Genomic DNA, 13,321 nt, shown 5'->3' with positions numbered 1-13,321 from the left:
TTCCGCCGCGCGTACGCGACGTCTGCGGTAACGTGCCGCATGGACGGCAGATCAATCGGATCGGTTTAAAAACGGGTCGCGACCCCGGGTAGCGAATCATTTGATCGGCGCGCTTACCGGCCCGCCTCGGCCGTCACCACCCGCCGGAACGTCAGGTTGACCCGCTCGCCCAGCACGGCCGGCGCCTTCGGCACGCGATGCTGCCATTCGGCCTGCGTGCGGCCGCGCATCACCAGCAGGCTGCCGTGCGTCAGCCGGTACGCATGCACGACGCCGGTCGCACGATGACGCAGGTCGAACACGCGCATCGCGCCAAGGCTCACCGACGCGATCACCGGCGCGTCGCCGAGCTCCGGCTCGTTGTCCGCATGCCAGCCGAGGCTGTCCTGCCCGTTGCGATAACGATTGAGCAGCACGCTGTTGAAACGCGCGCCGCAGGTCGCCTCGACGGCACGCTTCAGGTCGAGCACGGCCGGCGACCACGGCGCGGGCACGTTGCGGATTCCCGAATACACGTAGACGGCGTCGGGCTCGCCCTGCCACGCGGTGAGCCGCGGCAGCGGAATGCGTCCGCGTGGCGTGCGGATCGTGTCCTGCCGCCACGCGACCTCGTCGATCAGCGCGGCCAGCACGCGATCGGCCTCGGCCGGCGCGAGCCAGTCCGGGTACCAGTCCACGTCGGGCGCGGGCGTATCGGCGAAAAGATCGGGCGTCGACATGTCGGAATCAGGCAGGAGTGAACGATGCGGGCGAACCATGTCTGCATGGTAGCCAACGGCGACGCGCGTCGCCATGTGCTGTCATTCCGGCGCGTCACACGCCCAAGCGCTCGAATCGCCGATCGCGAAGCCGGTGCGTTTTCGCGTGCCACGCTATCATCGCGCCGTGTCGCAGCGCGTCCTTATCCAGGACGCTGCGTTCTTCCGCAATGCCGGCCGGCGCGACCCGGCCGATTTCTTCCAGGACCCGCCATGACGCTCTCCGATTCCGCCCTCGACCAGTTGTTCCGCACCGCGCGCACCCACAACGCATGGCAGGACAAACCCGTCGACGATGCGCTGCTGCACCGGCTGATCGACCTGACGAAATTCGGCCCGACGTCGGCGAACTCGAGCCCCGCGCGCTTCGTGTTCGTCAAGTCGGCCGAAGCGAAGGCGCGCCTGAAACCGGCGCTGTCCGAAGGCAATCTCGCGAAGACGATGGCCGCGCCCGTCACCGTGATCGTCGGCATGGACTTCGCATTCCACGAGCACCTGCCGCGCCTGTTCCCGCATGCCGACGCGCGCAGCTGGTTCGCCGGCAACGACGCGCTGATCGAAGCCACGGCGTTCCGCAACGCGTCGCTGCAGGGCGCGTACCTGATCCTCGCCGCGCGCGCGCTCGGCCTCGACGCGGGCCCGATGTCGGGCTTCGATGCCGCCAAGGTCGATGCCGAATTCTTCGCGGGCACCGCGATCCGCACCAACTTCCTCGTGAACCTCGGCTACGGCGACCCGGCGGGCCTGTTCCCGCGCAGCCCGCGCTTCGATTTCGACGACATCGCGCGCATCGTCTGACGCGCGCTAGCGGCCGCGCGCCAACCGGATCAGCGTGATTTCGGACGGCACGCCGAAACGGTTCGGCGGCCCCCAGTAGCCGGTGCCGCGGCTGGTGTAGAGCCACATCGCGCCGAACCGGTTCAGCCCGCCGATCACCGGCTGCTGCAGGCGCACGAACGGCGGCCACGGCAGGAACTGGCCGCCGTGCGTATGGCCGGACAGTTGCACGGTGAACCCGGCGCGACTCGCCGCTTCCGCGCTGCGCGGCTGGTGCGCGAGCAGGATCTTCGTGGCGACGTCGTGCGGCGCGCCCGCCAGCGCCTGCTCGGGGTCGCTGCGATGTTCGGGATCGAACCCGCCCGCCGTGAAATCGGTGACGCCCGCGAGCACCGCGCGCGCGCCGTCATGCTCGATCAGCACGTGCTCGTTGAGCAGCACCGTCAAACCGATCCGCCGGAACTCGTCGATCCATGCGTGCGCGCCGGCGTAATACTCGTGGTTGCCCGTCACGAGGAAGCTGCCGTGCCGCGACTGCATGCGGCCGAGCGGCGCCGTGTGCTCGCGCAGCCGCTTGACCGAGCCGTCGACCACGTCGCCCGTCACGACGACGAGATCGGCCTCGAGCGCATTGACCGCGCGCACGATCCGCTCGATATAGGGCCGCTTGATCGTCGGCCCGACGTGAATGTCCGACAGTTGCACGATCGTCAGCCCGTCGAGCGCGGCCGGCAGCCCGTCGACCGGAATCGACACGCGCTTGACCGCGGCCGTGCGGCGCGCGCCGACGAATCCGATCGCGCTGATCAGCACCGCGCCCGCCAGCACGCCGAGCGCCGTGTCGGATGCCGCGCCGCTCCAGGCGCCGTCATGCCCCAGATGCCGCCATGCGACGACGCCGAGCAGCACCGGCTCGCGCAGGAACGTCAGCACCAGCAGCGACGAAAAGAAGCCCATCGCGATCGAACCGGCCCAGCCGGCCAGCGTCGCGGGCCAGCCTTCGTCGAAGCGGCGCGAGAACATGCCGACCGGAATCAGCACGACGAAGCTCGCCAGCACCAGCGCCGCGATCGTGCGCGCGAGCGGCGACGCGAAGGCGTCGGGAATGATCCGCAGCCCGACGTACAAGTGGAACAGCACGCCGATCGCAATGAACCGGACAAAGAAACTTCGCATGGAACACTCTTCCTCGTTGCGGTACCGCTTCCGCGCCGCGCATCGGACGGGACCGCGCCGTCAGGCCTCGTCACACGTCACGCGTCGCGCTCTTCGCACGATGGTACACAGATACCGGCCGGCACGACCGGTCACGGCCAAGGCGGACGCACCGCGCGGCCCGAACGCGGATTCGTCCGCGACTGCGCGTCAATTCCGCATTCGGCTCGCCGATTCCCGCTTCATCGGCAGACAAACGGCATCGGCCCGGTTTCGTCTGACGATCGTTTACAGTCCGCCAGCAGCCCTGCCGGGTCATGCGCTGGCAGAATCGCGAACCGCCATCGATCGCACCGAAGCGCCCACCGGGCAACCCCGTGCGTGCTGCAGGCACGCCGGGCATCGCTGGCGGACCGCATCGCGCTGATTTATGATCGGCTCCGTATCGCGGAATCGTCGTCGCGGCGACGGACCGCATTGCGCCGCGCCCGGCATTCACCCCCAACGTCGAGCTCGTCACACCATGAGAAAAACAACGCCGCGCGCGCCCCTGCGCGCCGCCGCCCTGGTGCCAGCCCTGCCGCTCGCGGGCTGCACGTCGCGCGGTGCGCCGTCGTACGTCCTGTTCGGCGCGTATTTCCCGCTCTGGCTCGTCAGCGCGATCGTCGGCATCGTCGGCGCGATCGTCGCGCACCGCGTGTTCGTCGCGACCGGCTGGGCCGCTACCGTGCCCTATCAGCTCGCCGTCTGCACCGCGATCGGGCTCGTGGTCGCCGTGATCGTGTGGCTCGCCGGCACGGGTCCGTTCGCATGAAGGCCGCCGGCATCGCCCGCCCGTCCACGAAAGGCCGCGTGATCGCGCTGGCGATCGTCGCGCTCGGCATCGCGGCGCTCGCGTACGCGTATCACCGCACGACGGCCTACCCGTCCACCGACGACGCATCGATCGACGCGGACGTCGTGCACGTCGCGTCGCCCGTCGGCGGCCGCATCGTGCAGCTCGCGGTACACGAAAACCAGCGCGTCGCGAAAGGCGACCTGCTGTATGCAATCGATCCGGTGCCGTACCGGCTGACGGTCGCGCAGGCGCAGGCCGATCTCGAGCTCGCGCGCGCGTCGCTCGACACGCGCCGCCGGTCGCTGATCGGCGAGCGCTCGAACGCGGCCGTGGCCGCCGAGCAGGTCAAGCGCGCGACGCAGAATCACGATCTCGCGACGCGCGACGTGAACCGGCTCGCGCCGCTCGCCGCGCAGGGCTACGTCAGCGCGCAGCAGTTCGACCAGGCGAAGGTCCGGCAGCGCGACGCGGCCGTGTCGCTCGCGCAGGCGCAGGAACAGCAGCGCTCGTCCGCGCAGACGATCGGCGACGACGCCGACGCGATCGCCACGCTCCATGCGCGCGAAGCCGCGCTCGCCCGCGCGCAGCACGCGCTCGACGATACGGTCGTGCGCGCGCCGCACGACGGGCTCGTGACGGGCCTGACCGTGCTCGCCGGCGAAACCCTCGCGCCGAACCAGTCGATCTTCACGCTGATCGATGCGAGCGAATGGTTCGCCGTCGGCAATTTCCGCGAAACGTCGTTGAACCGCATCGCGGTCGGCGACTGCGCGACGGTCTATTCGATGATCGACCGCAGCCGCCCGCTGACGGGCAAGGTCGTCGGCATCGGCGCCGGCATCGCGGACAGCGATCGCATCAACCTGCCGCGCACGCTGCCGATCGTGCAGCGCTCGGTGAACTGGGTGCACGTCGCGCAGCGCTTCCCGGTGCGCGTGAAGCTCGACGAACCCGACGGCAAGCTCGTGCGTGTCGGCGCGAGCGCGATCGTCGAGGTCCGGCATGGCTCAGCCTGCCGCTGAAGTCCGCTCGCCCGGCCCGCGCGAAGTCCTGCGACTGCTCGCGCCGTTTCCGGGGCGCGCCGCGATGGCCGTGCGGGTCGCGCTGATCTGCGCGCTCGTCGTGCTCGTGACGAGCGGCTACGGCACGCCGGAAGCCGCGATCTCCGCCTACGTCGTGTTCTTCCTGAATCGCGCCGACCGCGTGACGAGCGTCGTGCTCGCGGTCGCGATGCTGCTGCTCGTCACGGTCGTGATCGCGCTCGTGATCGGCGTCGCGATCTTCAGCATCGAGTATTCGGTGCTGCGCGTCGCGTGCATGGCCGTGCTGTCGGTCGGGCTGCTGTATCTCACGTCGGCGAGCAAGCTGCGCCCGGTCGGCGCGATCCTCGCGATGATCGTCGGCTTCGGGCTCGACGAGCTCGGCCTCGCGCCGGTCGGCGAAGCCGCGACGCGCGCGCTGCTCTATGCATGGCTGATGGTCGCGATTCCGGTCGGCGTCGCGATCGTCGTCAACCTGCTGATCGCGCCGTCGCCGCGCAAGCTCGCGCTCGCGCAGCTCGCGAAACGGCTGCGGCTCGCCGCGCGGCGGCTGCGCGGCGACGAGGACGCACGCACGGCCTTCGACGCGAGCCTGCGTGAAGGCGACAAGCAATTGCTCACGTGGCTCAAGCTGTCGACGCTCGAAGGCTCGACGCGAGCTGCGGATGCACCGGCGCTACGACAGGCCATCGCGTCGAGCACAGCACTGCTCGTCGCGGTCGCGCTCGCCGACCGGGAACCGGACGCGAAGCTGCCCACCGCATTCGCGGAACCGGCCGCGGCGACGCTCGACGAAATGGCCGGCATCCTCGAACAGGGCGGCTATCCGGTCGACGTGACGCTCGCTCTGCCGCCGGCCGATACGCTGCCGCCGCTCGCGTGCGTCATCGCAACCGACCTGCACGCGGCCGTCACGCATTTCGCCGAGCCGACTGCTCCGGCCACACCGGCTACACCGACCACGGCACCGACCGACGCATCCGCTTCGCCGACGAACGCGCCCGCCGCACCGCCCGCGCCACGCGGCGGCTTCTTCCTGCCGGACGCCCGCACCAACCCCGACCACATCCGCTACGCACTGAAGACGACCGTCGCGGCGATGTTCTGCTACCTGCTGTATTCGCAGCTCGACTGGTCGGGCATCCACACCTGCTTCATCACCTGCTACATGGTGTCGCTCGGCTCGACGGCCGAAACGGTCGAGAAACTCACGCTGCGGATCGCCGGCTGCATCGTCGGCGCGCTGATCGGGACCACGGCGCTCGTGTTCGTCGTGCCGGCGCTGTCGTCGATCGGCGAGCTGATGGCCCTCGTGTTCGTCGGCGCGTGGCTGTCCGCGTGGGTCGCCTTCGGTTCGCCGCGCATCGCGTACGCGGGCTTCCAGGTCGCATTCGCGTTCTTCTTGTGCGTGATCCAGGGCGCAGGCCCCGGCTTCGACCTCACGCTCGCGCGCGATCGCACGATCGGCATCCTGCTCGGCAACGTCGTCGTGTATCTCGTATTCACGCGCATCTGGCCCGTCAGCATCGGCAAGCAGATCGACGTCGCGTTCGCGGCGCTGCTCGACCAGTGGCGCCATATCGCGCAGGTCGTGCAGCCGGCCGAACGCCGCGCGCTCGCCGCTGAAGCCTTCGCGCGCCACGGCGCGATCGCGCAGGAACTCGGGCTGATCCATTACGAACCGTCGTGGGTGCGCCCCGCCGCCGCGTGGCTCGCGACACGGCGACGCGCACTTGCGGAACTCGGCGCGCTCGAAGGCCCGCTGTTCCTGCTCGCCGAACGCACGCCGGGCGATGCGGCGATCGGCGCGCGGCTCGCGCGCGTGGTCGAACTGCGCGACGGCGCCCCGGTTGCCGACGCCGCTTCGGCGCCACCGTCGTCGACGGCAGGCGCAGCAATCGCGCCGGCCGCCACCTCCACCGATCCTGCACGCGACGCGCTGCTCGACCTGATCGACACGCGGCTCGCGCACATCGCCGACGCCGCGCGTCCAGCCACCCCGAAGGAGCCTGCCCCTCATGCGCGTCCCTGAACCGCCGGCCGCGCCGATCGCCGCCACCGTGCTCGCGACCGCCATCGCGCTGACCGGTTGCGCCACGTCGTCGGTCGATCTGGCGCCGGAGGCGCCCGACCGCCCGTGGCAGCCGCAAACGTCGGCCGCCGGAGACATCATGCCGGCGCCGCCGCTTGCGTCCGCTCAACGCGCGCCGCACGACTACACGCTGCCGGCCTCGCCCGCGCTCGCGTCGGTGTCGCCGCCCGCCGCGCTCGACACCGCGCATCCGTACACGCTGCCCGAGCTGATCGATCTCGCCGAATCGACGAACCCGTTGACCCGCATCGCATGGAACGACGCGCGCAACGCCGCGCTCGCGGTCGGCATCGCGAAGGCCGCGTACCTGCCGAACCTGTCCGCGACCGCGATGGGTGCGTACCAGACGAGTCACGGCTCGACGTCGACGCTCCTCGGCGACGCGTCGAGCAACACGACCGTGCACGGCACGATCTCGGCGCTGTCGCTGCAATGGCTGCTGTTCGATTTCGGCGGGCGCGCGGCGCGCGTCGAGGCGGCCGAGCAGGCGTCGGTCGCGTCGAACGTCGCGTTCACGGCCGTGCACCAGCAGGTGATTCACGACGTGACCGTCGCGTATTACCGCTACGATGCCGCCCGCTCGCGCGCGGCCAGCGCGCAGCAGGGCCTGGTGAACGCCGACGCGATCCTCGCGGCGTCGCGCGCGCGGCTCAGGCAAGGCGTCGGCACCGTCGTCGAACTCGCGCAGGCGACGCAGAATCGCGCGCAGGCGAATCTCGCGCTCGTGCAGGCGAACGGCGCGGAAAGCGACGGCTACCTCGCGCTGGTTTCCGCGCTCGGCATCTCGCCGCTGTCGAAGCCGTCGATCGCCGCGCTGCCCAAGCGTCCGCTGCCGCCCGCGCTCGCTTCGTCGGTCGACGCGATCGTGTCGGACGCGATCGCGCGCCGCCCCGACCTGCAGGGCGCGTATGCGCTCGAGCAGGCCAACCGCGCGAAGATCAAGGCCGCGCAAGCCGCGTTCATGCCGAAAATTTTCCTGTCGGCCTCGACGTCGTATGCGAGCGGCGGCACGGCGATCACCGCGCTGCCCGCGATCGGCGACCAGGCGCCGACCGTGAACCTGAACGGCAGCCGCTACGGCGGCGGCGTGTTCCTCGGCGTGACGATCCCGCTGTACGACGGCGGCCTGCGCTCGGCGGTGCTGATGCAGGCGCGCAACGATGCGCAAAGCGCGTCCGCACGCCTCACGCGGACCAAGGAGGAAGCCGTCCGCCAGGTCGTCGCCGCGCAGAACGCGGTGCAGACGAGCCTCGCATCGCACGACGCGGCCAAGGCGCTCGTCGATGCCGCGCAGACGAGCTACGACGCGGCGCTGACCGCGTACCGCAACGGCGTCGGCTCGATCACCGATGCGACGATCGCGCAAAGCCAGCTGCTCGCGGCCCGCAACGCGGAGGTCGACAGCTATGCCGGCGCGCTGTCGGCTGCCGCCGCGCTCGCGCTCGCGACGGGGACGATCGGCGCGTCGCAATGACCGTTGCCGTGACGCACCGGCCGTTCGCGTCCGGCCGCCGGACGGGTTGACGCCTGCGCGGGCGGCCCACTAGAATGCCGCCCATTCTTCCTTCAGGAACCATCGTGGACAGTTGCAGCACTCCGTTGCGTGCGCCGCTTGCCACCTGAACGCCTGTCCGACGCAGTTCTCCTGCCGCGGCTCGCGTTCCGCGAGCCCGCACGCCCCCCGTTTCACACTGAATGACGCATTCGCGCGGTACAGTACCGCGCGATGACGGCCTTCGTGCCGCGTTCGGCCTCGCGCCGCCGCGACGCGGGCCGGCATGCGCACTTGGCACGGCAGGACAAACATGACTCTCGATTTCGCACTCCGTCTTTTCACTGCGTTCGCCTGCGGCGTCGCGATCGGCCTCGAACGCCAGATGCGGCAACGCACGGCGGGCCTGCGCACGATCACGCTCGTCGCGAGCGGCGCCTGCCTGTTCGTCACGCTCGGCGTGCTGACCGGCAACGGCGTGGCCGGCGTCACGCAGATCGCCGCATACGTCGTGTCGGGCGTCGGCTTTCTCGGCGGCGGCGTGATCATGCGCGACAAGGGCTCGATCCAGGGCATCAACACGGCCGCGACGCTGTGGTGCTCGGCCGCCGTCGGCGTGCTGGCCGGCTCCGGTCACTTCGTGCCGGCGCTGGCCGGCACGGGCGTCGTGCTGCTCACCAACACGGTGCTGCGCGGCGTCAGCCAGGCGATCAACGCAACCCCCGTGTCGAACGCCGACCTCGTGCGCGAATACCAGATCACCGTGATCTGCCTGGCCGACGACGAAGTGCACATCCGCACGCTGCTGTCGAACGCGATGTATGCGAAGCCGCTGTCGTTCCAGAGCCTGACGAGCGAGGACGTGCCCGAGCAGCCGGACCGCCTGAAGGTGACCGCGACGCTGAAGCTGCACCCGAAGGATCAGCAGAAGCTCGAGCAGATCGCGAGCCGGATGAGCATGGAGAAGAGCATTTCCAGCGTGAGCTGGACCGCGAAGGAAGCGGAGCCGATGATGGAGTGAGCGGCGGCCGCCGCGCGGTACGACCGCTCCGCCGCCAGCGCCGGGTCAGGGTGTATCGATGAGTCCGGCCGCGATCGCCTTGACGACCGCCTGGACCTTGTTGGTCGCGCCGAGTTTCTCGAGGATGTTGTTCACGTGGAAGTTGACCGTGCGCTCCGAGATGCAGAGAATCTGGCCGATCTCGCACGCGGTCTTCCCTTCGGCCGTCCAGCACAGCACCTCGCGCTCGCGCGCGGTCAGCGTGACGCTCGACTCGGGCGACAGCTTCGGCACCATGAAGCGGCTCATCAGCGAATGCGACAGGTTCGCGAGCCAGTTGGTCTGCAGCGTCAGCATGTTGATCTCGGCCGGCGTGAGCCGGTCCGCATGACGCGCGATGCTCAACAGCCCGAACGCGCCGCGCGCCGCCCAGCTCGACTGCGCGACGCCCACCGACAGCCCGTAATCGCGCGCATCCTGCCACAGCGGGCACGGATCGATCCGGTCGACGTCCGGCCACACGATCATGTTGGTGCTGAGCGCGCCGTCGCGAACCGTCGAATCGATCTCGATGTAGTTCTGTGCTTGATAGTGCGCCATCCAGCCGTCCGGATAAGTATTGAAGATCGCGACGGCCGGCTTCGACACCGGCAGCGGCACGCGAATGCCGTAACAGCAATATTCGAAGCCGAGGCGTTTAGAATAAGCGGCGATCCGCTGGAAGAGCTGCTGCTCGTCTTCCGCGGCGCTGAATTGTTGGTAGGCATCCTGCCAGCGCAGTTCCATTCGTTCTCCGACAACGTTACGCTGTCATACCTGTCAGGTGCCAGCACCGGTTCGGGGCTGATACATTCCGCGCATGACTTCACCTTTGTTGCATCCGGTCCGCGGCCCGTCTCCGGACGGCTACGTGCGCCTGTCCGAAAGCGCACTGGCCGCGCTCGTACTCGACCACGTCGCAAGCGGCCTCGATGCATCGCTGCTCGCGGAACTGCGCGACAGCGCCATCGACGCGCGCCTGGCCGGCTATACCGAATGGCATCGCCCGGCCAGTGCCGGCGTCGCATACCTGACGGTCGGCTGGGACTGGTATCTCGAGCGCGCGACGGGCGCGTTCGTGATCGCGGGCGACGACGTTCGCAGCAACATCATGGCCGTCGATGCCACCGGCGCCGACCTCGGCATGTTCCGCACCGCCGCCGTGCTTGCCGCGCGGCTCGCGCACGTCGACTGGCCGGCCGCGGTCGCGTCGTCGCTGCTCGGTCGCAACGACGCCTATCATGCCGGTCCCACGCTCCAGTGACAACCGGCCGCGCTTTCCTCTGACATTTCCGCAAGACTGGCGCTCTTTATAAGCAAAAGCCGCCCGTATTTCAATCCCGCCGATCAAGAAACCGATACCACCGGTCGAATGGTATCGGCCTCCCCTCACCCTGTAAGAGTTACCAGTTACCGCCCCCTCGGGACGCGCGATGTAATGCGTGCATACCAAAGTACAGATCCGAGGACACCATGCGGACCTTCGTTCACGAGGAAGGGCGGTTGCCACACGAACTTGCAGCGGATCTCGGGCGCTATCGGCGCCGCGTGTTCGTCGAGCAGCTCGGTTGGGCGCTTCCGTCGGCGAACGAAAGTTTCGAGCGCGACCAGTTCGATCGCGACGATACCGTCTACGTGTTCGCGAGAAACGCCGGCGGCGAAGTGTGCGGATGTGCGCGCCTGTTGCCGACCACGCGCCCGTATCTGCTGAAGTCTCTGTTCGCCGACCTGATCGCCGACGACGTCGCGCTGCCGCAATCGGCAGCCGTCTGGGAGCTGTCGCGGTTCGCGGCGACCGGCGACGAAGGCGGTCCGGGCAATGCCGAGTGGGCCGTCCGCCCGATGCTCGCCGCAGTCGTCGAATGCGCGGCGCAACTGGGCGCGCGGCAGCTGATCGGCGTCACGTTCGCGAGCATGGAAAGGCTGTTCCGCCGGATCGGCGTGCACGCGCACCGGGCAGGCCCCCCGAAACCGGTGGACGGTCGTCTGGTTGTCGCGTGCTGGATCGATATCGATCCGCAAACGTTTGCCGCACTTGGAATCGAGCCGGGACGGGCCACCCGGCAGGCCATCGCCGCCTGAGCCGGAACGCGCGTAGTCCGGCCGGGCGGCATCGTAACGAAGGAGAACCACCGTGGACCAGTCTCAGGTCTTTCGCGCGATGATGCCCGGGTTGACGGGTGCCGGCGGCGCCCGCATCGCAGTCACCTACCCGTCCTTTCCGCGGCCGCTGCCGCTCGTGCGGCTCGATCGCCACGGGCTCGTATTCCGGGCGGCCGGCGTCGCGCCGCTCGTGTGCGGGTTGCCGCGCGCGGCGACGCTGCTGGTTGCGGACGAGCCACTCTGCTCGCTGCGCCTCGTGATCCGCGACGTCGCCGCTGTCGGCGACGGCCGGCACGACCTGACGATGCAGCCGTCCGGGGCCGCCGGCGACGAACTGCTGTGGCACGCGCTGCGCGACCGCGAACCATACCGGCAGATCGGGCAGCCGCTTGCGCCCGTCGATGCGACCATGGCGCCGAACGGCGAGCCGCAGGCCGTCGGCAGCGCCGCGCAGCATCCGTCGCGCAGTGCGGCGTTCCGTCTGCGCTGCCACAGCGATGCGCTGTTCTTCGCCGACTGGCTCGAATATCACTTCGACGAGCTGCGCGCGCTGTCGCAACGGCACGGGCCGCAATTGCAGCTCAAGCAGCTGCAGCGGCAAGTCACCGACGATGAGGTGGGCGTGCGCTTCGTCTACGACATCGACGGACACGCGACGCGGCACGCACTGACCGACTGCGCGCGAGAGGCCTGCGCGTGGATCGAGACGGAAATGCGCGACAAGTACGCGGTGCCGGTCGCGCAGGAGCGGTTCGGCGCGTTTGCCGCGCACGCGCGGGCGGGCGGAATGTGAATGCGCCGGCGGCTTCGCGGTTACGCGAAGGCCGCCGCACCGAGGGACACCGTTTTTTCGGCAGGACACTGCGGGACACCTGCACGGACTGGATGGCGCGCCGCTCCCCCCTTGTCGGGAAGGTCCGGCAGCGCTGCGTTGCACAATTACAACTAGGGCTTGCCAGCCCTCGGGTTTTCCCTTAAAGTTACATCCGTCTCCTCCATGTCTCCAAACATGGATTCAGCCCGCTCCAGTAGCGGGCTTTTTCTTGCCTGCGTGATTTATGAGGGCCGCATCAAAGCGCCCTATCATCCGCGCGCAGCTCGCGCGGGCCTGCCCCAGCGGCTTACCATCGGCGAACGGCTTACACACAGCCGATGTCGTCATGCACGCCCACCTGTGTATTGCCCGTCCCGTTGCCGACTTCGCCAGTATCAAACGCAAGTACCGCGACGCGTTCGAGATGCTTGGATGCATGCGCATGCGCCGCCGCGCACGGCTTCATGCGAGTGTCGTCATTCAATCTGTATTGGATGCATCTGGACAGACATTCGAGGACGCAGACGGCTACCGGATCGTGCTGCGCGGAGTGGCGTGACGGGCACGGATGCCCGTGCCGTTACGTGCTGACGTGGCCGTCGAGACGAACGGACGTTGCGTGCTTGACGAACACCACATGCTGCCGCAAGGCATGTCCCCGCGGCAACGCAGGATGATCGAAATCGCGCAAGGGCTGTCGCGCCATCCCGAGCCGCTGCGCCACGTGCCGCGATCGCAAGTTGGCGGCGGCCGTCCACGCGAAGATTTCGCCGAGCCCGATCCGGCCGAATCCGTCGGCCAATACCGCGGCGGCCGCTTCGCCAACATGTCCATGCCCCCACGATGAGCGGGCCTGGCGCCATATGATCTCGACACACGGCGCCATCGGGTGCTCGTCGCGAACTTCGCGCGACAAACCGCAAAGCCCGATCAACGCGCCATCCGCACGACGCTCGATCGCCCACACACCGAAACCGTGCGCATCGAAATGCGCTTCGAAGCGCACGATGGTGGCCTCCGCCTCATCGACGGACATCGGGCCACGCGCGAGCCACGCGGTCACATCGGGATCCGCATGCATTGCAGCCAGCGCACCGGCATCGTCCGGTCGCCAGCGACGCAAAGTCAAACGTTCGGTTTCAATCTTCACTGGCGGGTTCAACCGAGATCGGGACATGCAGAAGGCACGGGATGCGCCGGCCCGTGCGCACGC

General features: G+C 69.0%; 14 protein-coding genes. 10 read left to right on the top strand and 4 right to left on the bottom strand.

The window, feature by feature from the left end; translation table 11 throughout:
* Window positions 1-113: 113 nt before the first annotated feature.
* A complete protein-coding gene (locus WS45_RS03765) occupies window positions 114-719 on the bottom strand; it encodes an alpha-ketoglutarate-dependent dioxygenase AlkB family protein (RefSeq protein ID WP_059698288.1) in 606 nt (201 codons plus the stop codon).
* A 252-nt stretch (window positions 720-971) separates the two neighbouring features.
* Here WS45_RS03765 and WS45_RS03755 point away from each other — a divergent pair, with 252 nt between their 5' ends.
* Window positions 972-1,556 (top strand): malonic semialdehyde reductase, encoded by a 585-nt coding sequence (locus WS45_RS03755; RefSeq protein WP_059526477.1) that lies wholly within the window; start codon window positions 972-974, stop codon window positions 1,554-1,556.
* A 6-nt stretch (window positions 1,557-1,562) separates the two neighbouring features.
* Here WS45_RS03755 and WS45_RS03750 read toward each other — a convergent pair whose 3' ends face one another.
* Window positions 1,563-2,711, bottom strand: a complete 1,149-nt coding sequence (locus tag WS45_RS03750; protein WP_059691860.1) for a metallophosphoesterase — start codon at window positions 2,709-2,711, stop codon at window positions 1,563-1,565.
* Between the two features lie 502 nt (window positions 2,712-3,213).
* Here WS45_RS03750 and WS45_RS03745 point away from each other — a divergent pair.
* From WS45_RS03745 to WS45_RS03725, 5 genes are all read left to right on the top strand, one after another.
* Window positions 3,214-3,504: a hypothetical protein gene (locus WS45_RS03745; RefSeq protein ID WP_059698283.1), complete on the top strand. Its 291-nt coding sequence runs from the start codon at window positions 3,214-3,216 to the stop codon at window positions 3,502-3,504.
* Window positions 3,501-4,550, top strand: a complete 1,050-nt coding sequence (gene mdtN / locus WS45_RS03740; RefSeq protein WP_059526486.1) for a multidrug transporter subunit MdtN — start codon at window positions 3,501-3,503, stop codon at window positions 4,548-4,550. Before WS45_RS03745 ends, mdtN begins: the two co-directional genes overlap by 4 nt.
* Window positions 4,531-6,600, top strand: coding sequence for an FUSC family protein (locus tag WS45_RS03735; RefSeq protein ID WP_059698281.1), 2,070 nt, complete (start codon window positions 4,531-4,533; stop codon window positions 6,598-6,600). Before mdtN ends, WS45_RS03735 begins: the two co-directional genes overlap by 20 nt.
* On the top strand, window positions 6,587-8,134 hold the full coding sequence (locus tag WS45_RS03730) for a TolC family protein (RefSeq protein WP_059698279.1): 1,548 nt from the start codon (window positions 6,587-6,589) through the stop codon (window positions 8,132-8,134). Before WS45_RS03735 ends, WS45_RS03730 begins: the two co-directional genes overlap by 14 nt.
* Before the next feature lie 331 nt (window positions 8,135-8,465).
* Window positions 8,466-9,173 carry an MgtC/SapB family protein gene (locus WS45_RS03725; RefSeq protein ID WP_059526501.1) on the top strand — a complete coding sequence of 236 codons (708 nt, stop codon included), beginning with the start codon at window positions 8,466-8,468 and terminating at the stop codon, window positions 9,171-9,173.
* A gap of 45 nt (window positions 9,174-9,218) precedes the next feature.
* Here the strand turns inward: WS45_RS03725 and WS45_RS03720 are convergent, their stop codons facing one another.
* Complete coding sequence (locus WS45_RS03720; protein ID WP_059526503.1) at window positions 9,219-9,938, bottom strand: autoinducer binding domain-containing protein; 720 nt, start codon at window positions 9,936-9,938, stop codon at window positions 9,219-9,221.
* A 73-nt stretch (window positions 9,939-10,011) separates the two neighbouring features.
* Here WS45_RS03720 and WS45_RS03715 point away from each other — a divergent pair, with 73 nt between their 5' ends.
* The 4 genes from WS45_RS03715 to WS45_RS35575 all read left to right on the top strand — a co-directional run bounded on the left by WS45_RS03715 (window position 10,012) and on the right by WS45_RS35575 (window position 12,667).
* Entirely contained in the window at window positions 10,012-10,455 is a 444-nt protein-coding gene (locus tag WS45_RS03715) for a DUF4902 domain-containing protein (RefSeq protein WP_059698277.1), read from the top strand.
* A 209-nt stretch (window positions 10,456-10,664) separates the two neighbouring features.
* The gene (locus WS45_RS03710) at window positions 10,665-11,273 is read left to right on the top strand and encodes an acyl-homoserine-lactone synthase (RefSeq protein ID WP_059526508.1); all 609 of its coding nucleotides are present in this window, start codon (window positions 10,665-10,667) and stop codon (window positions 11,271-11,273) included.
* A gap of 52 nt (window positions 11,274-11,325) precedes the next feature.
* Entirely contained in the window at window positions 11,326-12,087 is a 762-nt protein-coding gene (locus WS45_RS03705; protein WP_179950351.1) for a hypothetical protein, read from the top strand.
* A gap of 367 nt (window positions 12,088-12,454) precedes the next feature.
* Window positions 12,455-12,667 (top strand): hypothetical protein, encoded by a 213-nt coding sequence (locus WS45_RS35575; protein ID WP_156443173.1) that lies wholly within the window; start codon window positions 12,455-12,457, stop codon window positions 12,665-12,667.
* A gap of 21 nt (window positions 12,668-12,688) precedes the next feature.
* Here WS45_RS35575 and WS45_RS03700 read toward each other — a convergent pair whose 3' ends face one another.
* Entirely contained in the window at window positions 12,689-13,258 is a 570-nt protein-coding gene (locus WS45_RS03700; RefSeq protein ID WP_257140275.1) for a GNAT family N-acetyltransferase, read from the bottom strand.
* Window positions 13,259-13,321: the final 63 nt, after the last annotated feature.

This window comes from Burkholderia sp. RF2-non_BP3 (assembly GCF_001522185.1).
GTDB classification, from domain to species: Bacteria; Pseudomonadota; Gammaproteobacteria; order Burkholderiales; family Burkholderiaceae; genus Burkholderia; species Burkholderia diffusa.
The sequence above is the reverse complement of the archived record's forward strand: the minus strand, read 5'-3'. Positions and strand labels throughout refer to the sequence as shown.